22 protein-coding genes and 1 riboswitch are annotated in these 25,649 nt (G+C 47.8%); of the genes, 5 read left to right on the top strand and 17 right to left on the bottom strand.

The features are described from left to right. Positions 1–7 precede the first annotated feature (7 nt). The 12 genes from QL223_RS02155 to QL223_RS02100 form a co-directional block, all read right to left on the bottom strand. The gene (locus QL223_RS02155; protein WP_002538034.1) at positions 8–544 is read right to left on the bottom strand and encodes an N-acetyltransferase; all 537 of its coding nucleotides are present in this window, start codon (positions 542–544) and stop codon (positions 8–10) included. Positions 545–556: 12 nt separating this feature from the next. Continuing rightward, positions 557–1,732 (bottom strand): MerR family transcriptional regulator, encoded by a 1,176-nt coding sequence (locus tag QL223_RS02150; RefSeq protein ID WP_281543736.1) that lies wholly within the window; start codon positions 1,730–1,732, stop codon positions 557–559. A gap of 128 nt (positions 1,733–1,860) precedes the next feature. Then, entirely contained in the window at positions 1,861–3,612 is a 1,752-nt protein-coding gene (locus QL223_RS02145) for a HEAT repeat domain-containing protein (RefSeq protein WP_281543735.1), read from the bottom strand. A 79-nt stretch (positions 3,613–3,691) separates the two neighbouring features. Next, a complete protein-coding gene (locus tag QL223_RS02140) occupies positions 3,692–4,669 on the bottom strand; it encodes a hypothetical protein (protein WP_039849850.1) in 978 nt (325 codons plus the stop codon). Positions 4,670–4,997: 328 nt separating this feature from the next. Then, positions 4,998–6,188: a choline ABC transporter ATP-binding protein gene (gene choV, locus QL223_RS02135; RefSeq protein WP_281543734.1), complete on the bottom strand. Its 1,191-nt coding sequence runs from the start codon at positions 6,186–6,188 to the stop codon at positions 4,998–5,000. A gap of 2 nt (positions 6,189–6,190) precedes the next feature. After that, positions 6,191–7,039: a choline ABC transporter permease subunit gene (choW, locus tag QL223_RS02130; RefSeq protein ID WP_281543733.1), complete on the bottom strand. Its 849-nt coding sequence runs from the start codon at positions 7,037–7,039 to the stop codon at positions 6,191–6,193. Positions 7,040–7,127: 88 nt separating this feature from the next. Then, complete coding sequence (locus QL223_RS02125; protein WP_281543732.1) at positions 7,128–8,078, bottom strand: choline ABC transporter substrate-binding protein; 951 nt, start codon at positions 8,076–8,078, stop codon at positions 7,128–7,130. A gap of 120 nt (positions 8,079–8,198) precedes the next feature. Next, the gene (betA, locus tag QL223_RS02120; protein ID WP_281543731.1) at positions 8,199–9,881 is read right to left on the bottom strand and encodes a choline dehydrogenase; all 1,683 of its coding nucleotides are present in this window, start codon (positions 9,879–9,881) and stop codon (positions 8,199–8,201) included. Positions 9,882–9,896: 15 nt separating this feature from the next. Then, a complete protein-coding gene (gene betB, locus QL223_RS02115) occupies positions 9,897–11,357 on the bottom strand; it encodes a betaine-aldehyde dehydrogenase (RefSeq protein WP_281543730.1) in 1,461 nt (486 codons plus the stop codon). After that, a complete protein-coding gene (gene betI, locus QL223_RS02110; protein WP_281543729.1) occupies positions 11,358–11,969 on the bottom strand; it encodes a transcriptional regulator BetI in 612 nt (203 codons plus the stop codon). It lies immediately after the preceding gene. Positions 11,970–12,318: 349 nt separating this feature from the next. Then, the gene (locus tag QL223_RS02105; RefSeq protein WP_281543728.1) at positions 12,319–13,530 is read right to left on the bottom strand and encodes a sodium:proton antiporter; all 1,212 of its coding nucleotides are present in this window, start codon (positions 13,528–13,530) and stop codon (positions 12,319–12,321) included. Between the two features lie 177 nt (positions 13,531–13,707). Then, the gene (locus QL223_RS02100) at positions 13,708–14,115 is read right to left on the bottom strand and encodes a nuclear transport factor 2 family protein (protein ID WP_002538021.1); all 408 of its coding nucleotides are present in this window, start codon (positions 14,113–14,115) and stop codon (positions 13,708–13,710) included. Between the two features lie 136 nt (positions 14,116–14,251). Here QL223_RS02100 and QL223_RS02095 point away from each other — a divergent pair, with 136 nt between their 5' ends. Both QL223_RS02095 and clcA read left to right on the top strand, forming a co-directional pair. Beyond that, positions 14,252–15,154, top strand: a complete 903-nt coding sequence (locus QL223_RS02095; protein WP_281543727.1) for a LysR family transcriptional regulator — start codon at positions 14,252–14,254, stop codon at positions 15,152–15,154. Between the two features lie 82 nt (positions 15,155–15,236). Then, the gene (clcA, locus tag QL223_RS02090) at positions 15,237–16,646 is read left to right on the top strand and encodes a H(+)/Cl(-) exchange transporter ClcA (RefSeq protein ID WP_281543726.1); all 1,410 of its coding nucleotides are present in this window, start codon (positions 15,237–15,239) and stop codon (positions 16,644–16,646) included. Positions 16,647–16,694: 48 nt separating this feature from the next. On the opposite strand, the gene QL223_RS02085 is transcribed toward clcA, so the two are convergent. The 4 genes from QL223_RS02085 to QL223_RS02070 form a co-directional block, all read right to left on the bottom strand. Beyond that, on the bottom strand, positions 16,695–17,060 hold the full coding sequence (locus tag QL223_RS02085; RefSeq protein WP_281543725.1) for a hypothetical protein: 366 nt from the start codon (positions 17,058–17,060) through the stop codon (positions 16,695–16,697). A 205-nt stretch (positions 17,061–17,265) separates the two neighbouring features. Next, on the bottom strand, positions 17,266–17,751 hold the full coding sequence (locus QL223_RS02080) for a DUF2127 domain-containing protein (protein WP_281543724.1): 486 nt from the start codon (positions 17,749–17,751) through the stop codon (positions 17,266–17,268). A 112-nt stretch (positions 17,752–17,863) separates the two neighbouring features. Then, positions 17,864–19,087 carry a biotin/lipoyl-binding protein gene (locus QL223_RS02075; protein ID WP_281543723.1) on the bottom strand — a complete coding sequence of 408 codons (1,224 nt, stop codon included), beginning with the start codon at positions 19,085–19,087 and terminating at the stop codon, positions 17,864–17,866. Then, positions 19,080–19,439, bottom strand: a complete 360-nt coding sequence (locus QL223_RS02070) for an MFS transporter (protein WP_281543722.1) — start codon at positions 19,437–19,439, stop codon at positions 19,080–19,082. Before QL223_RS02070 ends, QL223_RS02075 begins: the two co-directional genes overlap by 8 nt. Positions 19,440–19,567: 128 nt before the next feature. On the opposite strand from QL223_RS02070, the gene QL223_RS02065 reads away from it, so the two are divergent. From QL223_RS02065 to QL223_RS02055, 3 genes are all read left to right on the top strand, one after another. Further along, positions 19,568–20,566: an AraC family transcriptional regulator gene (locus QL223_RS02065; RefSeq protein ID WP_281543721.1), complete on the top strand. Its 999-nt coding sequence runs from the start codon at positions 19,568–19,570 to the stop codon at positions 20,564–20,566. A gap of 82 nt (positions 20,567–20,648) precedes the next feature. After that, a riboswitch (FMN riboswitch) is annotated at positions 20,649–20,810 on the top strand. Between the two features lie 119 nt (positions 20,811–20,929). Continuing rightward, positions 20,930–21,586, top strand: a complete 657-nt coding sequence (gene ribB, locus QL223_RS02060; RefSeq protein WP_281543720.1) for a 3,4-dihydroxy-2-butanone-4-phosphate synthase — start codon at positions 20,930–20,932, stop codon at positions 21,584–21,586. A gap of 290 nt (positions 21,587–21,876) precedes the next feature. Then, positions 21,877–23,793: a BCCT family transporter gene (locus QL223_RS02055; protein WP_002538009.1), complete on the top strand. Its 1,917-nt coding sequence runs from the start codon at positions 21,877–21,879 to the stop codon at positions 23,791–23,793. 46 nt (positions 23,794–23,839) lie between these two features. Here QL223_RS02055 and QL223_RS02050 read toward each other — a convergent pair whose 3' ends face one another. Then, positions 23,840–25,375: a diguanylate cyclase gene (locus QL223_RS02050; protein WP_281543719.1), complete on the bottom strand. Its 1,536-nt coding sequence runs from the start codon at positions 25,373–25,375 to the stop codon at positions 23,840–23,842. Positions 25,376–25,649 lie beyond the last annotated feature (274 nt).

The raw sequence follows: 25,649 nt of genomic DNA, 5'->3' as shown, positions 1-25,649 counted from the left end.
TTAACCACTACCAAAGTTCTGGATTGTTCAGTGCAGGTACACAGCCTGATTCACCTGAAATGGCCTCTAAAGCTTCGCCATTTAGCGACTGTCCCAGCCAGCCTTCTGGGAAACTCAATGGCAATGGCGCTTTGATAACGTCTTCGCTGATTTGTGCAAATCCCACCTTACTGTAGAAGTTAGGATCGCCATAGGTCACCGCAATGTCGACGCCTTGGGATTTCAGGATACCCAATGCATGGTTAATCAGCGCCTGGCCAATACCTTTGCCCTGCACTTCTGTGCTCACGGCCATTGGTGAAAGCAGCTTGGCTGTTTTGTCACTCTTCAACGTGAGCGTGGAGAACATCACGCCGCCAACAATTTTTTCTTCGTCTTTGGCAATGAATACCTGTAAGTCTTGCTCAGGTGTCGTTTCCATCATCGCGCGAGCAAATACGCCAAGCATTTTTCCTGCTTCTTCACCTTCAGAGTTGGCAAATGTCGCTTGAAGCAATTCAATAATCGCTTCGACGTCGTTCTTTTGGTAAGTGGTGTAATTCATGATTAATTTTCCTTAGCGGCCTTTCTTCTTCAGTACAAAGACCTGATAACTAAATTCGTTTAAATATCGGTTGTAGATGTTCAGTTCAGTCTGAATATCCTTCAGTGCCGCAGATTCCGGCATGTCTGCTTTCAGCGCATTTACTCTTGCTTCCAAAGGTTTGAAGTAGTTTTTCCAAGCTTCTGGTGCAAGGGTAAAACTCTCTAACACTTCGTAGCCCGCTGATTTTGCCTGGGCTTCACGCTTGGCAATGGTGCCGATATCTGGGTATTCCTGTAGCCAGAATGTTTTGGTTTCGTCACTTGGCGTGTCGGTCAGCCAGACCAAATCACTTAACACCAGCACTCCCTCTTGCTTAAGTGATGGACGCCATGCTTTCAGTGCGTTTTCGACTCCCATAATGTAGGCACAGCCTTCTGCCCAAATCAGGTCAAAACTCTCAGGTTCAAAAGGCAACTCGGTCATGCTGGCATTCACTGTTGCTATGCGATCTGAAAAGCCAAGCTCTGCTGCACGCTCATTCAAGCGGCTGAGCGCAGAAGGCTCATTGTCCAGCGCGGTAATCGCTGCGTCGGTATGTTTTGCCAACACAGTCGTCGCAATGCCTTTACCACAACCAATTTCAAGCAATGTCTTCGGCGAAGACTTCACACTGCTGAGTGCACGAAGTGTTTCCTCTTCCGAACCTGGCCCCCAGCGATCCAGTGTTTCGAAAACACGCATAAAGTCAGCCATGTAGCGGTCATGTTCATTCATGTCTTTTGATAACCATTTCAAGTGCAGCGCCTCTTTTTCACTGAAGCCCTGCTTTATTAACCAATCGAGATGCGCGTCTGGCGCTATTTTGTCGACAGACTCATGCCAAGCTTTTAAGTCCCCTTCACCCAGCAGTGCTGCTAACAATTGACGTGATTGTTGTTTGTGCGCGATCTCTTCATCTAACTGCTTCAGGCGACTCTGTAGAAGCTCACGGTCAACCTTGGCATTCAGGCAAGCTTTGCATTCCTTGAGCGTTAAACCTCCAGCCTGAAGCTTCTGGATCAAACGAACACGTTGAACATCTTTGTCATTGTAAACGCGGTAACTGTTTTCCAAACGCTTACCCTGAATCAGTCCCTGCTTTTCGTAATAAAGCAGCGCCGTGCGGGATAATCCGACTAAATCCGCCAGCTCGGAAATACGGTACATGCTTGCCTCCTATGCCCATCAATGTCGCCACCTTAAACTATAAAGCTGTAGACAGGTCAATAAGAATTGTTATGCAGAAATAGAAAACGCCGACACCAAATGCCGGCGTTTGATCGATAAAATGAGGTTTAACGGTTTATCAGATCTTGTGCCAATGCCAGCGTAGACTCAGATACATCTGGCGCTTCCAGAATCTTTCGGGCAATCGATTTGTTGAGTTCTGATGGCTCGGTATTGTTGGCGAGAAAGGCGAACAGTAAATCGCGGGTAGGAGTTAAAATATCTGACGCACCAATCCTGTTTCGCAACTGCGCCTGATAGCTCTCTGAAAGCTGCAGATTCTGACTATTGGTTTCAATGCCTGAACTGATCGCTTTCACCACACCAGGGTGGTCATCATTCAACATTTTATTAAGAAGATGGGACTGCATTTCCGGGTTTCGGCTGAGCATTTTCGCCGCTACTTGCCTCTCATCTGCATACTCACTTTCCAAATATGGCACCACGCGGTTATCTAGCTCTGCGTTGCCTAGATTCGCGATGGCAACGAGTTCACTGTAACCCGCCCTACTCGACGAAAGCTTGTTAGCAAGAAAGCCAGTGACTTCGTTGGTCATACGTGGATTTTGCTTACCCAAAATGCCGATATTCAGCATCGCTGTCTGTGCTAACAGGCTGTTGGAATGAGTGAGCATATCCTGAAGGGTACTGAGCGCAACCTGACTGTTCACCTCGCCCATTTTGGAGATAGACATAATTGCCCGAAGACGATCTGTCTCTCCCAAGGAGTTGTCTTCAATAATGGAAGACAGTAGGTATTCGCCTTCTTGTTCACCGGAACGTTCAAGTGCGAAGATCAGACTCGAACGCATACTGTCGGTGATATCGTCCGATACGAGAAGGTCACGGACAAAACCCCAACCTTGGCTAACCAGATAAATCCCAAGAGCCTGAGCAGTATCTAACGTTGGATTAGCATCAAATAACACCAGCGTCTCCATAAAGTTTTCGTCGGTCACTTCTAGTTCTGGCGTAGTGTCTGTGAGGGCGACTTTGTAATGACTGTTTGCTCCAGCACTATAGTTTGCCAACGTGAATAAGTTGCCTTTGGACGTGATGGGTTTGATGATAATTTGCTGATCCAGTTGAAGTTCGGAACCATCCATGACGATGGTTTTTCGCGTGCTGAGTTTTAGCCGTTCAGGAAAGAAAAAACGATCGGTCTTCAGTTGCCAAAAGTCACTGTCTTCTAGGGTTTGATAACTGGCTGAGCTGCCAATTTCAGCCGCTTTCTGTCTGCTGACCGCATTGCCGTGGATCTCGTAGAGGTAAGTGTGGGTTCCGTCCGGTAGTTGCAGACTCTGAATGCCTTCGTAGTATGAAAACTGCTGAAGTAATGCCGTCATCAAATTTAGTGGATGCATGGGCTCTAACCCCAGCATCGACACGTTACTGAAAGCGCCATCATCATACTTAAAAGTAAAACCAAGGTACGGCGGAATTTGGGTGTTCGGATCCTCTGACTCAAACTTCACATCAAATACAACGCCTTTGCTTGGGGCCCCACCCTCCATATCAAGCTCAAAACTCAAAGCATTGGTAAAATCTGCTAATAGCGTTTGAGAGGTTGAAAGCTTTGAGTTCACTATTGCCTTATATGCCCTGACAGAAGGTATTTCTTCCCCATCTTGCGGGATGGAGTCGGCTTCACTGTCGTTTAGCTTCATATATTCAGTAGATTGTGTGACAGTGTCACTATTGGTGTTGTTAGAAAATGTAATATTGGTTGTCTGTACTTCTGGCTCGGTATCAAACCATACGAAATATGCTGCCAGCGCAGAGCAGGCAATTAGAGAAATAAGAATAATATTCCTGTTCATGACTTATCCATTGAAGAAATAGGAGGCACTAATGCGCCCCCATAAATATTATTTATTAAAAGATCATAAATATTATTAATTAGAAGTAAGCCGTTTTTTCATAAATCGTATGTTCAAATTCGTAAATCGGCGACCAACTAATTAAGTCAGTTTCTGCATAAAATATCCGCGCAAGGCCAAATAGTTTAACGTCGCAGTACAAACCAATTTTACCGTTACCACCTTTTGCACTTGCATCCCATTTCAGCTTGGTATAGTACTGGTAATCTTTTGTTTGATCACACTCACAATCCGGTTCGTAGGAAATACCAGCTTCAGCGTAAGCCTTCGTTCCCGCATTAATTAAAGTCAGCGAGCCCTTTACGCCTTTTTCAACGGTTTTAAATAAGAGATTTAAGCTGGCATAGCCTTTCGCCGTCGCATCTCCAGAAATAAAGGGACGAACACTGGCATAGACAAAGTCTGGACGACGCTGGCCATTGATTTCGATGGGTTTGTTAGGCTTATCGAAACCACCAACCTCAAGACCTGCTGCAAAATCAGCCCCAACTTTCAACGCCGCGCCGACTTTCACTCCGAGGCGAAACACGCCTGCTGGATCGATAGGCACCTCGGGAATAGGCACTTCTGCTTCTGCCACTGTGTGACTGATTGTGCGATTGATATCAGCACGCAACAGCGCATCACATGTTGGGCTCAGTGATAACGGAACGTCACTGCCCACGCTGAGTGAAAGATGCAAACCACGCACGCAATTCAGTTCTTCAGGATTAAAGTTCAAGTCAACACCGCCAAGCACAGAACCCAAAGTAGTGTTGTGGGGACCCACTGTCACTTTGAACTCATTGTCGGTATTACCAATCACTTTCCCCCCGGTAAACTCCACATAACCAAAACCCTTACGTGTTTCCACGAAGTTTTTCACCACGTTGTGTGTGTTAGCACGATGTGATTTGTTAAGTACCTGCCCCGCGTAGAGGCCCACTGCCTGAGTTTGAAAAGATGAAACCGAGAGTACCGCTGCACAGAGCAGACCCCCTATCTTCCTAATCTTCATCATAATTTCCTAATATTATTAAAATGTAACTTGGATTTTGCCTCAAAAATTCAAGGCAAAAAAAATGTAATCCACAAAAGGGAAAAAAGTGCCGAATGAAGATGCTTTTAGAATTAATTGATAGTTTTGTACTAGTAATCAATTACAGACCACGTATGAGTTTGGCATTATTTTAAGGAAAGCATTATTTAGAAAAGATTAATTTTACAGAGTATCTTCTTCTTAAGAATAACAAAAGATTATAGCTAAAATTGAATTGTGTTATTCATGTATGAAATAAAAAACGGCCAGGAATATCCTGACCGTTTTTTACAATTCGCATTATATATTATGCCGCATTGGAAAAATGCTTTCCTAGCAGCGCATGATAAAAGTCGTTATCAGATAATACTCCAATAATTTGGTCATTTTCCGCTAATAACAGAGGTAAACCTGTCTGGTATCGAATTTCAAGCGCATTACGCATTGAAATGTCCGCATTGGCTATAACGATGACATCTTTCGGCAACGCACAAACATCGGTTTCACCATCCCAAGTCAGGATCGGCAAGGTTGTTTCACCACGATAGGCAGCAATCAATGAACTCTGACTATCAAACTGAAGTCTACTTTGCTCCATTTCGTTAAGCATAACCATGTTATTACGTCGCTCAAGATCGCCAATGGCAGTCATTAAAGAACGGCCTCGTAAAACATTAAGCGGATTGGTATGCGCCACAAAGTCTTCAACATACTGGGTCTCTGGGCGCAGCACAATGTCTTCCGGTTTACCATGCTGTATGATTTTACCTGATTCCATAATAGCAATGTTGTTGCCAATCTTCAGGGCTTCATCCAAGTCGTGGCTCACAAACAAAATCGTCTTGTTGAGCTTACGTTGAAGCTCCAATAACTCATCTTGAAGCTGGTTTCGGATCAAGGGGTCGAGAGCTGAGAAAGGCTCATCCATCAGTAGAATGTCGCTGTCCATACAGAAAGCACGCGCCAAGCCGACTCGTTGCTGCATGCCACCCGACAGCTCGTGCGGCAGCTTATCATGCCACTCACTCAAGCCGACCATTTCCAGCTTTTCCATAGCGCGTTTGCGGCGCTCTGCTTTACCCATGCCTTGCATTTCGAGGCCAAAAGCAACGTTGTCTACCACGCTGAGCCAAGGCATCAGTGCGAACTTCTGGAACACCATGGAAACGCGGTGTGAGCGGAGATCACGAAGCTTGTTTGCATCAATGCCGTTAAGCTCCACCATCTCCTCGCCATCACGTACTTTTAACGATCCCCGAGTCACTGGATTTAAGCCGTTCACAGCACGCAGCAAACTGGATTTACCAGAGCCGGACAGCCCCATCAACACACAGATTTCACCTTGTTCGACAGAAATGGTGGCGTTACTGACACCAACTACATTGCCAGTCTCCTCCTGAATTTCCTGACGGGTTTTACCTTCGTCCAGCATGGTGATGCTGCGCTCAAGCCCATGACCAAAAATCACGTCGAGGTTTTCAATCGATACTGCTTTCATGATTAACCCTCTTTTCCTTGTGAAGCCGGCGCTTTGCAAAGACGATCGAGGATAATAGCGACCAATACAATCGCGAGTCCTGCCTCAAAACCTTGTGAGATATTCACTGTATTCAGAGCGCGGATAACAGGTTTACCCAAACCGTCCGCACCTACCAGCGCAGCGATGACCACCATTGAAAGTGACAACATGATGCACTGGGTAATGCCTGCCATAATGTTTGGCATGGCGGCAGGGAGTTCAACTTTGAACAGCAGTTTGGTCGGCGTCGCACCAAAAGCCTTGCCTGCTTCTATCAACTCTTCTGGCACACTGCGGATACCGAGATAAGTCAGGCGGATAGGTGCAGCAATGGCAAAGATAATCGTGGAAATCAGACCCGGCACGACACCCAGTCCAAACAGAACCAGTGTAGGGATCAGGTAAACGAACGTTGGTATGGTCTGCATCAAGTCCAGAACCGGACGCATAAAGGTATACAGCCAAGGTCGATGCGCGGCGAGAATACCCAATGGCACGCCAAGTAGTACCGACAACATCGTAGCAGTAAGCACCAGCACGAAGGTTTCAATCATCTCCGTCCAGTAGCCCAAATTCAAAATCAGCAGAAGCGCTGCAACAACAAAAATCACCAGCGATACGCGTCGGTGAAGCAGCCAGGCGATGCCCGCAGTCAACGCAATTGGCACATAAGGTGGGAACCATTGCATCACATCGACGAGGGAAAGAATCAGCCATTCAAGCGAAAGTGAAAGCGCGTCGAAAAAGCCCGCTGCATTGTAGGTAAGCCAATCGACAACGGTTTCCATGTAGTCGCCGAGTGGAATTTTATTATCTGTAATCCAGTTCATGTGTACTCCAAAATCCATATTGATGTGCTGGGCTGATGGTCAGCCCAGCACCTGCTTTCGCGTTACTGCTTGCGAAATGCAGTTGGGTTTACTGGATATTGAGGTGAGCCTTCACAGCGGGCAGTGCATCTTTGCCGTCTTGTGTTTTCACGCCGTCCAACCATGTAGTCAGCACGTCAGGGTTGCTTTGCAGCCATTCCTTCGCCGCCACTTCAGGTTTCTCACCGTCGTTCAGAATGCCGTTCATGATTTCGTTTTCCATTGGCAGGGTGAACTTCAGGTTAGTCAACAGTTTGCCGACATTCGGACATTCCGTTGTGTAGTTTTGACGTACGTTGGTGTAAACATTCGCACCGCCATAGTTGGGGCCGAAGTAATCATCACCGCCGTCCAGGTATTCCAGCTCAAAGTTGCTGTTCATTGGGTGCGGCGCCCAGCCCAGGAACACAATCCACTGGTCACGTCGCACGGCACGTTTAACCTGAGACAACATGCCCGCTTCGCTTGATTCAACCAATTCAAACTCTTTCAGTCCGAAAGCGTTGGCATCAATCATGTCCTGAATCAGACGGTTACCGTCGTTACCGGGTTCGATACCGTAGATACGGCCTTTGAAGTTGTCTTCAAACTTTGCGATATCAGCAAAGTTTTTCACGCCACCTTCAAACGCATACTTTGGCACCGCGAGCGTGTACTTTGCGCCTTCCAGATTCATGCCGATGGTTTCTACGGTGCCTGCCTCGCGGTATTTCGCAATGTCACCTTCCATGGTCGGCATCCAGTTACCGAGGAATACGTCGATGTCGCCATTTGCCAGCGAGGTATAGGTAACAGGGACAGACAACAGTTGGATGTCAGTGTTGTATCCCATACCTTGCAGTACAAGCGTGGTCGCAGCCGTCGTCGCGGTAATATCCGTCCAGCCCACATCAGAGAAGCGGACTGTTTCACACTGGTTTGCCATTGCTGGCATGGCAGTGAGACCTGCCGCCAGTGTGATGCTCAAACCTGCCAGTCGCTTGGTCTGTTTATTATCCATGGTTACTTCCTCTTCCTTTCTTTTTGGCTGAGGGCACAACGACTTGCTGCGCCCTTCCGTTTTTGTTTGGGTGTTGCTGATGTTGCTTGTCGCCTTAACCTCGCATACTGCATAGCTCGCTTACTGCAAAGGATTCAGGCGTTGCTGGGTTTCCCAGTTTGGGTCAATCCACACCGACACATCCGTCGGCGCCTCCATGGGCTGCCCCAAAATCATGTCTGCAGCACGCTCGGCGACCATGATGGTTGGGCCATTCAGGTTGCCGTTCGGGATCGTTGGGAAGACAGATGAATCCACTACACGGAGGTTGGTAATACCGCGAACCCGAAGTTCGTTATCGAGCACGGCCATGTCATCGCTGTCCGCCCCCATTTTGCAGGTGCAGGATGGGTGGTAAGCGCTTTCCACATTCGCCTTCACCCATGCATCAATTTCTTCGTCGGATTCAACTTTCATACCCGGTTGGATTTCGCCATCGCGATAAGGCGACATCGCTTCCTGCGCCAGAATCTCGCGGGTTAAGCGAATGCAGTCGCGCCAGTCCTGTTTGTCCTGTTCGGTGCTGATGTAGTTGAAGATGATTTCCGGCTTGTCATTGGTGTCGGCACTTTTAATGTGCACATGGCCACGGCTTTCCGGTTTGTTTGGCCCAACATGAACCTGGAATCCATGCCCCTCCACCGCAGACTTTCCGTCATAACGGATTGCTGCCGGCAAGAAGTGATATTGAATGTTTGGCCATTTAATACCCGCGCGGCTTCGGATAAATGCACAGGATTCAAAGTGATTGGTCGCTCCGAGACCGTCTTTGAACAAAATCCAGCGAGTACCGATCAAACCTTTACTGATAAGTCCCAGCTTGCCGTTCAAAGTGATGGGTTGTTTGCAGAAGTATTGGAAATAAACTTCCAAATGATCCTGCAAGTTTTCACCCACGCCTGGAAGATGGTGTTTCACTTCCACGCCCGCATTTTCCAGCACAGATTTGTGGCCCACACCAGATACCTGCAACAGTTGCGGAGAACCGACAGAGCCTGCAGCACTGATCACTTCTTTACGCGCTTTTACCTCGAACGAGTGCCCGCCTTTTTCATAGGCAATACCCGTTGCGGCTTTGTTTTCTATCAGGATTTTTTTGACCGTGACGCCCTTGATTAGCGTCAGGTTGTCGCGCTTTAACGCGCGTCGAAGATAGGCATTAGACGTAGAGGCCCGAACACCACCATCCACGGTCATGTGCATGGGTCCAAAACCTTCCTGCTGATAACCGTTGTAGTCTTCTGTGACCGGATAGCCAGCCTGCTCACCCGCATCAATAAACGCGCGATACAGCGGGTTAAGCGCCATATCGTTGCCGTTGCAGGTGCCTACAGGGCCGTTGCCGCCGCGGTATTCGTCTTCGCCGCCAATCCAGGTTTCCGCGCGCTTGAAATACGGCAGACAGTTTTGATAGTTCCAGCCTGCCGCACCATTGGCTTCCCATTCGTCAAAATCACAGGCGTGACCTCGAACGTAAACCATACCATTGATAGATGAACTTCCACCTAAAACCTTGCCGCGAGGGCAATGCAGCTTCCGTCCGTCCAACCCTTCTTCGGCTTCGGTTTCAAACTGCCACGCGTACTTTTCAGTGTTCATTGGGTACGAAAGCGCAGTCGGCATTTGAATGAAAATGCTTCTGTCAGTGCCACCCGCTTCAAGGATCAGCACCTGATGTTCACCTGACGCACTCAGGCGATCTGCCAGTACACAACCCGCCGATCCAGCACCAACAATGATGTAATCAAATTCTTTGTTCGACATTCCAGCCCCGATTTCTTATGCGTAAGGACTGTCTACATCGCCCAATTCGACGTAAACACTCTTGGTTTGGGTGTAGCTGCTTAGGGTCTGGATACCGTTCTCACGACCAATACCGGATTGCTTGTAACCGCCAACTGGCATTTCCGCCGGAGATGCTCCCCAGTTATTGATCCAGCAAATACCCGCCTGAAGCTTGGCAATAACGCGATGAGCGCGGGAGAAATTGTTGGTGAATACGCCTGCTGCAAGGCCATAAGAGGTGTCATTCGCTCGGGAAATGACTTCCTGTTCGTCGCTGAACCGCAGGACAGACATGACAGGGCCGAAGATTTCATTCTGAACATGTGACATGTCATCCGTACAGTTCGCAAACACGGTAGGTGCAACGAAGTTTCCTTTCGCCAATTCACCTTCTGTCACTTGGTATCCACCACACAACAAGGTCGCACCACTTGCTTTACCCTTTTCGATAAAGCCGAGCACTTTGGATAAATGGTCTTTGGAAATCAGCGCGCCGATTTGGGTTTCCGGGTCGGTGGGGTCGCCCACCACCAGTTGTTCCGTACGAGCTTTCAGTTTCTCAAGGAAAGTGTCATAGATATCGTCATGGACAAAAACGCGGGTACCGTGCGTACACACCTCACCTTGGGTGTAAAAATTCGCAATCATCGCGCCAGATACTGCGTTATCAATATCAGCATCGTCGAAAACGATCAGTGGCGATTTACCACCCAACTCCATGGTGACAGGCTTTAGCGTACCCGCGGCATCAGCCATGACCTTTTTGCCCGTACCGCATTCACCGGTGAAGGACACTTTGACGATGTTGTTATGACGCGACAACATTTGGCCCACGCGGTAGTCGCCTTGAACCACGTTAAATACACCATCTGGCATACCTGCTTCGGTAAAGATCTCTGCCAATTTCAGCGCTGTCAGCGGTGTTTCTTCAGAAGGCTTAAACACCATGGCATTGCCTGCTGCAAGAGCAGGGCCCGCCTTCCACATCGCGATTTGGATCGGATAGTTCCAGGCACCAATACCTGCACACACGCCAAGCGGTTCTTTTCGCGTATAGAAGAATTGGTTTTCGCTCAGGCTTTGTTGTTCACCCTGAATAGCCACAGCAAGACCCGCGTAGTATTCGATAACATCAGCGCCAGTGACTACATCCACATACTGGGCTTCTTGCATTGGCTTACCGGTATCCAACACTTCCAGCGCTGCCAGTTCGTCATTGCGTTCACGCAGAATTGCCACCGCTTTGTTGAGAATGCCGCGACGCTCTGCCGCACTCATTGAAGACCAAACCTTGAAACCTTCCCATGCGGAAGTCACAGCGATATCGACGTCCGTTTGGCTTGCTTGTTGTACTTCAGCAAGCGCTGCACCGGTAGCAGGATTTAATGTGGTAAAGGTTTCGCCGGAAGTCGCATTAACATACTGTCCGTGAATATATAACTGTTTAATATCCATTTAATTTTTGCCTTTTGATATGGATTCAACATCTTTCAGCTGAAGCTTGAGATAATCTTCGACTGTCGCCATTGCTGCGCGCGGATCGATACCTTCCGGCGCAAGCGCACCACGAAGCCATATTCCGTCGATCAATGCTGCAATGCCTTGGGCAACGAAGTTAGCGCGCTCTGTAGACATCAGCTTTTTTAATTCAATGCGAAGGTGGGATAAGAGGCGTTTTTCATTGACGCGTTGCAATCTAAAAAGCACAGGTTCGTGCATAGCGTGCGACCAGAACGCCAGCCAGGTTTTGGTGACCGCGGCATTCACCTGATTCGGGTCAAAGTTACCTTCCACAATCGCCAGAATCCGGCCATATGCATCATTTGGCGATGTACCATTGAGACGCACCTGCACGCCTTGAGAAAGCTCTCGCAAAACCGAACGCATCGTTTCTTCGAGTAATCCGTTTTTGCCGCCAAAGTAATGGTTGATGATGCCTGCCGACACACCCGCTTTACGGCTGATCAGTGAAACGCTGGCACCTGCCAAGCCTACTTCATCTATCACCGCCATGGTGGCAGCAACAAGCTGCGGGCGGCGAATTGCTGGCATCCCTACTTTTGGCATTCCGCTCTCCTTTTTTCTTGCATTCAATCTCCCTAAACACCATCACATTTAGGTTAAAAATGTAGCGCAGATGTTTTTTGATTGAACGTTCAATTAAAAATAGACTTACAAATTAAACATTTGTTGTCAAAACAATATTTGATGTGTAAAGGCGAGAAATGAACAATCCAAAGAATTTAACACTTTACATTCAGTGACATACAGATGATTGATGGCGGAGTGGTGAAAAGACTGATTGAACATTATTTAGCACACTAAACATTTTTGAAGGCGCTTAACCGCCCTGACACTCTCATATTGAGAGTGCTATTCCATGCTGAGGTGTACGCCTAAACAATCTGAAAGTGGGTCACTGAATCATGCGTTTGATGATTTTGACCGTGATTAGCGGGTAAACGATCAACGAAACCAAAATCATCAAAAATGCCATGCCAAGGAACAAAGATTGATATTCAAAAGTGGAAGGCAGCAACAGAATCAAAGCGACCGATACGGCTCCCCTCGCACCGGAGAAATTCAACAGCCAGAATTCATCTGTAGACAGTGCTTTATGTTCTACACGCATGACTGGTTTTAAAGTACCTAAAGCAATAAACCGCGCAGCGAACAATAGAATGAGAGCGAGTACGGTGTAAAAAACAGATAATGTGGAATCTGATGTCAGTGTGAAATAGCTGGTGCCCAACAGAAAAAACAGCAAGGCATTCGCCGCATAATCCAGGTATTCCCATACTTTTTCTTCTGATTCACGGTTCTTGCTGTCGTGATCCGGCTTGTAGCCGTATGCCAACGCCGCAGCGAATACCGCCAAGATTCCCGAGAAGTGAAGGAATTCAGCCAGCACAAAGCTACCATAAGCCAATGCCAGCGTAATATTGGTGGTAAGGATGTAATGCGAAGTGTGCATTAGCCTTAATACCCATCTCGCAACCCTTCCAAGCACAGCCCCAGAGATCAGTGCGCCAAAAATGTGAGTAACAAAACTGAACCCTGTTTGCAGAGCATCGAAGCCTTCATCGCCAAATATCAGAAGCGCGAGAATCCCCGCTACGGTTACCACAAACCCGTCATTGAGAATCGACTCTCCCTCAATCAGCAGCTTTTGGTTTTCCGTCACGGCTTCATTCCCTTTAAACAGCGCACTGACAGCTAGCGGATCAGTCGCGGAGATGATCACGCCAAATAGCAGTGCAGGAAGCCAATCCACGCCAAGCAGAAAATACAAAGCACCACCAATAACAAGCATGCTGATGATAATACCTAGCGTGCCTGCTAACACAGCAGGCAGCAAAATAGGCCGAAAATGGAACAAGCACATCTTCTTGGTAGAAGCGAAAATCAGTAGCGGAACAAATACATAGAGGACAACTTCCGGATGCAGTACCAATTCAGGCAGTCCTGCATCAGAGGCAGAGGCGACCCACCCATAAAGCAACCCGGCAAGCAGAATCCAAATGATGTCAGAAAATACCATCCAACGTTCGGATACATAGAAAATAGCATTCAACGCAACCCAGCCAAGCGCGGCGTACGTCACCAGAGCAGGAACAGATTCAGTCATAAGGCTCTAAAAGTTCAGAAGAGGATTGAGTTAACCCTAGCCAGTTTTTAGTGACGAGAGCCACCTTCTCAGAGCAAGAAAAGAGAGATTGATTCCTTGGGTGCAGATTTTGAAAATGTGGTTAGAAAAGGGGCTTGAGCCCCTTTTAGATTGACTCCGGAAGCATTGGGGTTATGTTTAGTTTCCCCAGAATGTGTCTTCTGAAACCTGATCTGCCGAGTAAAGCCAAGCTTCAACAATCTTTCCATCCTCGATAGTCAGCATATCGACACCGACCATACGCATTGATTGGTCTCCACGTGCAGCCGAAAACTCGACGATCACAGCGACATTGTTTTTATTGCCACCAACAACGTTAAAGGTTTCAATTTTAAATGAGCCTTGTGACACTTCCATCATGCCGCCAATCATGCCAAAAACTGCTTGCGCACCTTCGTGCTTTCCTGAAAAGTGATTGTTTCCTGGTTGGTACCAAACAACATTTGGTGCTATCAGCGCACCCAGTGTTTCCAGATCACCCGTTTGTACTGCCTGAAAATAAGTTTTGGCCACTTCCAAGTTCTTGCTTACATTGCCTGCATCCATCTCAATGTCCTCTTAGATTTTAAACTCGCGACTTTTTGGGTCTGTTGACCTTTTGTTTACGAATTAAATCTTATGAGGCAACTCGATAGCGAAAAACCGTATAAAATGAACACACTGTTTACTATTTGGATTCAATGTGAACTTAACGCATCTAGAAACCTTCAAGGCCGTGGCTCAACTAAGCAGCTTCGCAAAAGCGGCAGATTCAATGGGCGTATCCAAAGGACTGGTCTCACGACACATTCGTGCTTTGGAGAGTGAGCTATCATGCAGGCTGTTCTTCAGGACAACACGTTCCGTCGTACTTACAGAACCTGGAAAAGAGCTCTTCAGCGCCGCACAGCAAATCGAAACGATCTCCCAGAAAGCGATGCAAAGTATCAACATGTTGACTCAAGACGGCTATGGCTACATTCGGTTTACTGCACCAGATGCGCTAGGCCCTCTTATTGCCCAATCAGCCCTTCCCGCCTTTGCCAAAGAGAATCCCAACATACACTTAGAACTGGATTTCACTACGGACATTAAAGATGTTGAATTTGGTGAGTCCGACGTGGCGCTGAGATCTCAAAAAGCCCTACCTGACAACCTAGTTGCGAAAGATATTGGCGCTTTGAAAGACGTACTGGTTTGCTCACCTTCGTTGGTTAATCGTCACCCAATAAATACTTTGAGTGACATTCTCAACGTGGCATGCCTTAAAAGCACATTTGATGCATCTTGGAATGATTGGTCATTGCACTCTGAAGACGGGCAAAGGGTTCAACTCACTATTCATGGGCAATACGCCAGCTCAAGTTATGAGGGGCTCATATCACTGGCGATGGGAGGCTTAGGAATCGCCTGCATTCCTCTGGCCTTGGTTGAGAAATCGCTGGCAGATGGCAGTCTCGTTCGTGTCTTACCGAATTGGTCAGCCAGTCAGCATCATTTACATCTCGTCTATACACACCAGCGTTTCTATCCCAAAAAGTTAAGGGAGTTTATTGATGCGGTGCTAGCGTGGAGAAAAAGCAACAACCATTGGTTCATTGCATAATCGCGACTGTATCATTTCCGAAGAATAACCCTTTTCCTTACTGCTCTATGCTGAAAACGTATTCGAACGAAGGAAGCAAGCGATGGCCGAGCAAGCGGGAGGAGAGCAGGAATTTACAACACCACGTAACCCCCAATCAGGAGTAATGCGTCGATTTCTCGCCAGCCATCAAAGCTCGCTTCCTATTCTTTTCCTTGCGGTATTCGTTGGCCTATTAGCAGGGCTGCTCTGTACTTTCTTCGATATCGCCATTGATTGGGTCATCACGCAACGTAATGAATGGTCAAAAGCCCATGGCGAAATGTCGCTGCTGACCATAGTGACTGTTGTCTTCAGTAGCGCTTTGCTCTCTGCATTCGGCTTCCTTTTGGTAAAGAAAATCGCCCCGGAAGCAGCCGGCTCTGGGATCCCTGAAATAGAGGGCGCACTTGATGGGCTTCGTCCCGTTCGTTGGTGGCGGGTAATTCCAGCGAAGTTCTTTGGCGGTATAGGCGCCATTGGTGCAGGACTGGTTCTGGGGCGCGAAGGGCCTTCGGTGCAAATGGGCTCCAGCGTCGGCAGAATGATCACTGATATATTCCGGCTCAATGATGATGAAAGTCGCCACACCTTGGTAGCTTCAGGGGCTGCCGCAGGTTTAGCTGCAGCCTTTAACGCACCACTTGCAGGAATTATGTTTGTCGTTGAAGAGATGCGCCCTCAGTTTCGCTATAACCTGATTTCGATTAAGTCCGTCATGATTGCCGCAATTGTCGCGACCATTACCTACCGATATTTTCAGGGACAAGGCGCGATGATCCCCTTACCTGCACATGCCGATGTGCCTTTGGAAGCCTTGGGGCTTTTCCTAATTCTGGGGCTGATGTTTGGTGGTTTTGGCGTACTGTTCAACCGGATGGTGGTTTGGAGTATGGACGGTTTCGAGCGTCTGCACCGACATGAAACTAAGCGGTTTATCTGCATTGGCGCAGCGCTCGGCGCCATGTTTGGTGTGATGATCATTTTTCTGCCTCGATTAACTGGCGCAGGTGAAAATCTCATCACAGATGCCGTTGGCGGGTCGTTTACGCTTTCGATGCTTCTACTGCTATTCATGGCACGAACCGTCACCACTCTCGCCTGTTTTTGTTCCGGCGCCCCTGGCGGTGTTTTTGCTCCAATGCTTGCGTTGGGAACGCTCTTTGGTACCTGTTTTGGTGCCGCTTGTATGTTGGTATTTCCGGACTTTGATATCACTGTTGGAATGTTTGCTGTCGCAGGCATGGGCGCACTGTTTGCTGCTACCGTTCGCGCACCCATCACCGGAATACTTCTGGTGATCGAGCTCACCCATAACTATGAGCTTATCCTCCCTCTTTTGATTACGTCTCTCGGTGCAACCATGACGGCGCAAGCCATGGGTGGAAAACCGCTCTACAGTCAGCTATTGCAACGTACACTGAGTAAGCAAAAAGCGGCCGAAAGCATTGAAACTCAAAATACGTCGACATAAAAAAAGCCGCATCAAAAAGCGGCTTTCTCGAGGGGGAATCTGTTGATTTTAGGCAGTCTGCGCCTGTCGGTTGCTGTAAGGGCTTTTTAAGTCTGTCAGGACTTTCGCACCATACATACCGCGGTAGAAAACCCACAGGTAAGTGACACCCGCAGTCAGCATACCAATACCCAATGGGATCAGCAGCAGGTTTATCAACGCCAGAGGCACAGCAATCCAAAAGGTGCGAATGATCCAGCGGAAATGGTCGACATACATGTCTTCCCCGGCTTCCAGAGCTTCTTTGCGCTTAAAGTAAGCAAATGCAGCACCCGCGATGCTGAAAACACCAAAGGTCAGCAGGCCACTAAGCAGCAGCATGTAAGCAATCATGGCAGAAGATTTGAACTTTGAAGGCTTTGTATCTGTTGTCATTATATTTGTACTTATTTTTACGTGAGCGTGAAAAAAGCGCATGTTAATTCATTAAATTGACCCAAATCAACACATCAATAAACATTTAGATAAATCACGTTACAAACCCAATTTTTTGTTCATTTAACAAGCAAAAATGAACAACTGAGATAAATTTACCGCCCAAATATAATTTTTCGTGCAAATATTCATCAAAATTGCGTTCTCAGGTACCCATCCTCTGCCGGTAACGCCTTTGAATAACCTTTGCCATATAGCCAATCACAACCAGGTTCATACCCAACGCTAGATATGCCATGGTTTTGCCTGTAGTGATCACTTCATAGACTTCGAAAGGCAAATATATCGCCCCACTTGCCAAAGCAAACCACTCTGTCCAGCCAAAGGCTCGCCACAATCCATAGGCTTCGACAAAACGGACACTGGCATAGAGCACCGTTCCCAATGCAAATAGGGTCAGGTTCCTGTCATCAACACTTGCCAACGCTTTATGAATCACACTTGGAATTTCTCCAGCAGGATTAAGCCGCAAATGGCGCAGCATCTGTTCGCATAGTTCTTGGATTTCAGCACCACCCAATTCATGTAAAGCCAAGCCAACTATCAAGGCCAACAAACCCTTCCCTGCCTCCAAAATGGCAATGGCTCTCAACCCCTTGGGTTGGTGACTTTCTATCGTTTGATGATTCACATTCAGGCACTCATAGGAAAAGCTTATTAAGCGTGGGCAGTATCGTGATGAGATGCAGTAACAGAGACAAGAAAAAGGGCTCTTAATGAGCCCTTTAGGAAATGAATGTCGATTAAATCGAGTAGATGAAGTAAAGCTGAGCTTTCATTCGGATGATGATGCCGCGAATCACATCAAGGAAGCTCATAAACCCGATAGGCTTTTCACCTGATACCCACGCCAGTCCCACTGCGCCAACAGGAATGTCATAGCCTTCGGGTTCTTCTAGTTTCAGCCTGACAAAATGGTGCTTGTTGGCAAGATTTGAACCTGTAGTCATGCGCACATTGTCGTCAGTGGCAATCAGTCGGGCCTGAGATTCTCCTGTTGCTTCAACAATCCCCTCTACTTCTGCTTTAAAGATCTTACCTGGGTAAACCGGGCTCGCGAATTCAGCATACTGCCCTACTTTCACATTGCGGATAGCTTGATGATTCACTCGCATCAGCACATATTTTTCATCGGTGTACATATGGATGCGAGGAACCATGCCTACATACTGACCTTCGCGCATGATGAAGTTAGTCACGTAACCATCTGCCGGCGCACGCACTCGGGTTTGTTCAAGGTTCCACTCAGCCTGCGCGGTATTCTCTTTTGCACTTTCCAAGTCTGCTTCTTTAGTGGCGACTGCCAGCACCGATTTTTCTTTGTTCAGACGCGCTTGCTCAACACCAATTTCCGCTTTTTGTATTTGCTTCTCGAGCGTGGCGACTTGAGCGCCAGCGAGTTGAACCTTGTTGCGTTGCTCGTCCATCACAGATTCAGTGACTGTATTTGGTGCACGCTTATTCTGAGTGATGTATCGGTTTAGCTGGTTGGTCTTCCATTTGGCATCTTCTTTTGCTGCTGCCAGTTGGCTTTCAAGCACATTGAGATCAGCTTTCGTTGCTTCATATTGCTGTTGGTTCAAAGAGACATCTTGAATCGCCACTTCGAGTGCCACGTTTGCCGCATGCTCGGCAACAGCAGCACGATTAAGAGCGATTTCGTAAGGTTCGGCATCAAGCGTGTAAACAAGCTGACCCTCTTCAACGCGTTGGTTTGGATTAACGTAAATCTGATCAACATTGCCGCGAATTTGATTTGAACCCGGGCGCAATTGAATATGCGGAGACTGCACCACAGAACCGCCAGTTAGGTCCATCGGCGTGAAATTCAATAATCCAATCCAAACAAAAATCAGCCAAGAACCACCGCCAATGTATGCGAATGCCTTGCTATAAACGTTCCATGGCATGCCAACGAGGCGAAGCAGGTAAATAAAGAGTGCCCATACGGCCAAACCTTCAAGCATGATTTTCCTCCTTCTCGCTAACTGTGTTTGTGGTGATTTCGGTTTCATTGACTGGCGTACTCGGCTCACGCCAGATGTCCCGGATCTTTCTCAGTGCTTTTTCTCCATCCACAAACGCGAGAATCACGGCAACCACCCACACCCAATGCCAGATAAAACCAATCCATGTCAGGGCGGATATCAATCCCATTTGGTGATGCTGCTTTTTGCGGGCTTTACTGACTGGCAATTCATGGACTTTCCAGAAGCCAAACGCGATTGCACCGACCGATCCCAACAGAACAACCAGCGCGACCACATGGAGGACAGTATCCGTGGTGGTATCTACAAAAGGGGTTGCCAACAGGCTCATTTGATTACTCCGACATTCATTCGACGTATGAATGTTCACACGGGAAGACTAACGACACTTGAATATGGATTGATTAAATTAATTTAATGCATATATTGAATCATTCTATCCACTATAAAGTGATATATATGTTCGACATCTCATTTATCCGCATGGCTTACATCCGTCCGCTAATCAGTGGCTCATGTTCGAAATATCACTTAACACCGGAACAACTGGGTATTCCTGCCTCTTTGTATAGCGATGAAATGGCGCTCGTTCCCCATGCAGTAGTCAATGGATGGCTAACAAAGATCGCCGAGCTCTCAGGCAACCCGTCTTACCCACTCGCTATTGCAGATTCCCTGACGATTTCCTCCATTGATGTGAAAGCAAACTGGTTTATGTCTGCACCGGATTTGGCAGTCACCTTCAGGCGAATCAACTATGGTTTGAGCTGCTTTCACTCAGGCGCTCACTATGTAGGAAGGCAATCAGGAAAATTGTTGAAGTGGTGTTATGACAACGAATACTCAGGAACGGCGGCAGGTATCGACTCACTGCGCGTCGCCATTATGATGACTACCGTTCTTCGCCATTTTACCCATGAAGGATTTGCTCCGCTGGCCGTCAGGCTCAAAGGGACGGATATAGATATCAACGCCGCAAGCGAATGGTTTGGATGTGAAGTGAAGACAGGTTGTGCCATGACGGAAGTCTGGTTCGATAACAAATTGCTACTTTTGGAACATGCCGTGCCGCGCGACCATAACAAAGCAACAGTGATTTCTTTGTTTGATTTGGATGAACTGGTCAATATGCCGCAACGCGATGATCCCACCAAAGCGCTGTATGAAGTCGTGAACTTCACCCGTCATTACGGCATGCCCTCTTTGGAAACGGTCGCATCAACGCTGAGTCTTTCCACGCAGCAATTGCAGCGGCGATTACATCGACTGGGTTTCAGTTTCTCGTCCATGCGGGGTTATGTGCTGAATAACATTGCGGCGAGGTACATGTTAAAGGGCTATGCCCCGGATGAGGTTGCCCGTCTACTTGGCTACAGCAACCCACAAAGCTTCACCAAAGCCTTCCAACGCGTCCGTGGGTGTACGCCGAAAGAGTACATGCGACGTATGGAACACTGATCGCGCAAACAATAAGCATGCAGCCGATCTGCCCTTCCCTTTTCTATTGAAAACACAGTAATATTTGTTTGCTCATTTTGAGCATTATTCTCAGGGCGGGGCGAAATTCCCCACCGGCGGTATGTCAGCACGCAAATCATTGTAAGACTGGCGAGCCCGCGAGCGCCCAAGCGCATGCTTGGGGTCAGCAGACTTGGTGAAACGCCAAGGCCGACGGTTATAGTCCGGATGAAAGAGGATGATAAAAATGCACCGATTCACGGCGGCGTTCGCTTAGCCGAAGATCGTTGGATTGCGTATGGCTGCGTTCGCAGTTTGCGCTCATCTATGCCCTGATTCTGGTATTTAAACTTAGGAGTTACCATGAATCAGACTCACACATCTCTACTTTCTGGCACCCCATTTGAGCGCGTTGAAGCGGCGCTTGAAGCACTGCGTTTGGGTAAAGGCGTTTTGCTTCTCGACGATGAAGATCGCGAGAATGAAGGTGACATCATTTATTCTGTAGACCACCTAACCACCCAGCAAATGGCACTTATGATCCGCGAATGCTCCGGCATCGTTTGCCTGTGCCTGCCTGAAGAACAAGCCGATAGGCTGGAACTTCAGCCAATGGTGGCCAAAAACAACAGCGCCAACCAGACTGCTTTTACCGTTTCCATCGAAGCGAAAGTGGGCGTCACAACCGGCGTTTCTGCGGCTGACCGCGTCACTACGATCAAAACCGCCTCTAACCCAGATGCAAAACCTTCTGATCTGGCGCGTCCTGGCCACGTGTTCCCACTCCGCGCACGCAAAGGTGGTGTTCTTGTCCGTCGTGGTCACACCGAAGGCACTATCGATCTAATGCAAATGGCCGGCCTTTCGCCTGTTGGTGTTTTGTGTGAGGTGCAGAATGAAGATGGCTCCATGGCAAAAGCGCCAGAGATCGTCGAGTTCGGTAAGAAGCATGACATGCCAGTACTGACCATCGAAGACATGGTTCAATACCGTCTCGCGTCAGCGGAGAAGATCGCTTAATCTTTCGAACGATAAGCAATTTTGAGATCGCTCACACTTTTAGATTGATGAGCGGTCTCTATTTTGTAAAAGAATAATTCCTCTCATCGTGCAAGCTATCACCAAATTGTTAACCCCACTCCTTCTTTCGGAAAGCAAAATTCACCCAACACAAGAACCACTCGTCATTCCATTCACGCGGTGAATTTCATCAATCCTTTTTATCTTCAGCATCCAATAGCTGAATTGATATGGATTGCATTCATCATGAGAATTTCTAGATACAACACTGTGAACTGGAAGTTTATTTTATGAAAAAACACTTTGAGCTCATCGACAAGCCGACTTTCTTCGGTGCGTTGGGGCTGCTGTTTTCTGTCATCGTTCCATTGCTGGTTTGGCCTGACCAAGGCGCAGAGTGGATTGCGATTGCAAAAACCTTTATGACAGACAAGCTGGGCTTTATGTACCTGGCTCTTGGTATCGCTGCCTTCTTTTTTATGGCTTACATCGTTTTCAGCGATATCGGACAAATCAAACTTGGTGACGCAGACGAGAAACCAGAGTTTGCAACCGGCTCTTGGGCTGCGATGCTTTTCTGTGGCGGTATCGGTGCCAGTATTCTTTACTGGGGCACTATCGAGTGGGCTTACTACTATCAAAACCCTCCTTTCCAACTGCAGGCTGGCAGTGAAGAAGCCGTTCGTTGGGCGGCGACCTACGGTATTTTCCACTGGGGGCCAATTGCTTGGTCTATTTACCTGATCCCCGCTATTCCAATTGCTTACTTCTTCTACGTTCGTAAACAGCCTGTACTGAAAGTATCTGCGGCGCTGATGCCAGTGATTGGAGAAGCACGCAGCCACGGTAAGCTGGGCAAGTTCATTGATGTACTCTTCATCTTTGGTCTTCTGGGTGGTGCTGCAACCACATTAGGTCTGGCCGCACCATTGATCAACGAAGGTATCAGCTACCTGTTTGGCATTCCTTCTACCACAGTGACTCAAATCGGTGTTCTGCTGCTTTGTACCGCGCTGTTCGCCTACTCGTCTTACAAAGGTATGGATGAGGGCATCAAGGTTCTGAGTAACATTAACTTTTGGGGTGCACTCGGTCTGCTGGCATTTGTACTGTTTGCTGGCCCAACGCTGTTCATGCTGGAAACCGGTTTGGACTCCATCGGTCGTATGCTGTCGAACTTCTTCGTCATGGCAACCTGGGCAGAACCGTTTGGTGGCTACGGCACGTTTGAAGACACCCACTTCCCGCAAGATTGGACTATTTTCTACTGGGCATGGTGGCTGGTATTCGCGCCAAGTATGGGTCTGTTTGTGGCGCGTATTTCGCGTGGCCGTACTATCAAGCAGATGGTCTCAGGCTCCATCTTCTTCGGCTCGCTGGGCTGTGCGCTGTACTTCATGATCCTGGGTAACTTTGGTCTGTCGCTGCAACTGTCAGGTCAATTGGATGTTGTTTCTATCCTGAATGAGAAAGGCGCGACAACGGCGATTTTCTCAATCCTTGAGCAGCTGCCTATGAGCACTGTGGTTATCGCTGTGTTCACGATTCTATGTATCATTTTCACCGCGACCACGTTCGATTCCATCTCGTTCATTCTGGCTTCTGTAGTACAGAATAACGTGACTGAAGACCCGCTGCGCTGGAACCGTCTGTTCTGGGCATTCACCCTGTCTGTGATGCCTTCTATCCTGATGTTTATGGGTGGTCTGGCAACGCTACAAACGGCGGCAATCGTCGGCGGCTTACCTCTGCTGGTGATTGCGGTCATGCTGATGATCTCGGGTGTGAAAGCAGCAACGCTCGACCTTTCACATCAGGAAGGCTACGAAGACCCAACCATCAACATCGAAGAGTTTCCGGAGGTTGACCCTTGGTCTCGTGAAGGTATGGCTATGGCAAAGTTTGAACGACTGAAAGACGAAGCGATCACAGCGGCAAACGAAGAGCGTGAGAAGTTGGATGCTATCTGGGACCTCAAGAAAAACATCCGCGCAGAAGCGTTGTCGCGAGGCGAAACTGGCATGGAATTGGGCGATGCTCCTCAAGAGCAGCTGGATGAAATCCAACGCCTGACTGACGAAGCCATGGCCGCCAAAGAACATAAGCTTCAGGCTTCTGAAGCAGCGCAACAAGCACGTATCGAGTTCAATGAACTGATGCGTGAGAAGAAGCGTTTAGAGCAAGAAGCGGAAGAGCAAATGGCGTAAACCGCCAACATGGCATGATAAAGGGCACAATTTGTGCCCTTTTCTTTCATCTAAATGTTTCTATCTCAGAAACGACTGTTTTTCGTTCAAAGCCCAAAGCCCGTTCAGACTTTTTTACAGAGTCAGGCTCGAAGATTCTGAATTTGTTCTTACCCATATCTTTTGCTTCATACAAGGCTTCATCAGCAAGACGAACCAAGCCATCGCTATCTATACTGTGGTCTGGGAATACGGCAAACCCGATGGAAAGCCCCACCTGAATCTCAATATCATCCACATAAATGGGTTTACCCACTGCTTCGATTAAGCGTTGGGCGATATCCGGCAACATATCCCGGCTTTCGGGTCCGTTATAGATAATAGCGAACTCGTCTCCACCCAACCTCGCAACCGTGTCTTGCTCCCGGCATTGTTTAAGCAGCCGCCCAGCGACGATTCTCAAACATTCATCACCGATCGGGTGTCCGTGCAAATCGTTGACGGGTTTGAAGTCGTCCAAATCCAAGATGGCCAGGGCAACATGACGTCCCTTCAAACTTGCTGCATGCAAAGCCAGCTTTAAGTCATCACTAAACCGAATGCGGTTAGCCAGCTTGGTTAGAGGGTCAGTCATTGCCAGTTCGGTAATTTTCTCCTCGGCTTCCAAGCGTCGCCGGATTTCTTGCTTCAAGCGAAGGTTCCAGTAATAGAAAAGGCCTATCGTAGTGGCAGAGCAGATGAAAATGGCGAAAATCACTGACCAGAACAATCCCCAATCTATGCCTGTTTCATAGCGAACAGGGAACCAGCGTTCAAAAATCTCTTTTCGTTCTAGCGGAGAAATATCATTGATGGCGATGTTGAATAGGCCTACCAGTTCTGGTCTGTTTTTGTTCACCAACATCGAGAGCTTGGCGTTGGATGGCAACACACCACCGATTTTCACATTGGTGATGTGATGGTCCTGAATCACATACACCAATGACCCCAGCACAGAAACGAATCCAAACAGCTCTCTGGATTCTACTTTCTTTAATCCTTCCTCTGTGCTTTCAAATGTCTGGACGGTTAAGTGCGGATACAGCTTTGGGATCACTTCGGCGGCAGGCGAGTTAGCCAATACGCCGATTGTTTCATCGCCAAGGTTGACCAAATCATCAACAAAGGGAGCATCGACATGCGTTGCCAACGCACGATGTGAAATAAAATAAGGTTCGGTGGCTAAATAATCTTGAAGTTTTTGTTCGGTTGCTACGTCTGCAACAATCAAATCACAGACACCTGCTTTTAAGGCTTGCAGGCTTTCGTAATAAGACTCTGTGGGGTGAAGAACGAAAGGAAGACCAAGTTTTCGGCTGATTAACTCGGCATAGTCTGCCAAAACACCGACGTATTCTCCGTCATTATTTATTGCTTCAAAGGGTAACCAGTTCGGTTCCACACACATGGAAACATGGCCTAAAGCACGAACTTGGAGTTTTTGTTGGTCGGTCAACTGTTTTGCGCGCGCGACTTCAGAGAACATCACCATACAAAACAGGATAAAAAGATAACGCTGATACTGCCCAGAAATCCGTGAAATAACCGGTGAAAGTTTGGCCATGGCTTCCTCCCCAAAAAAGGTTACCGATTTGCCGCAACCCTAGATGTATTCTGCCATGGAGCAACACGAACATTGTGTATCAATAATAAAACAATCGTTGCATTGATTGAATTATCATGAGAAATGAAATTGCCTTCAAATCATCACACCAAGCATTACCCATTCACATAGTGAATACCACCAACCTATAAGCGAAAAACTAGATTATTATTCTTTTAACAATTCTCGCTCAGACCCAAATTGATCAAATACTCGATTAGTATGGATGCATTTT

The sequence above is a fragment of the Grimontia sp. SpTr1 genome, assembly GCF_947387585.1.
In the GTDB taxonomy this organism is placed as follows: Bacteria; Pseudomonadota; Gammaproteobacteria; order Enterobacterales; family Vibrionaceae; genus Enterovibrio; species Enterovibrio indicus.
The sequence above is the reverse complement of the archived record's forward strand: the minus strand, read 5'-3'. Positions and strand labels throughout refer to the sequence as shown.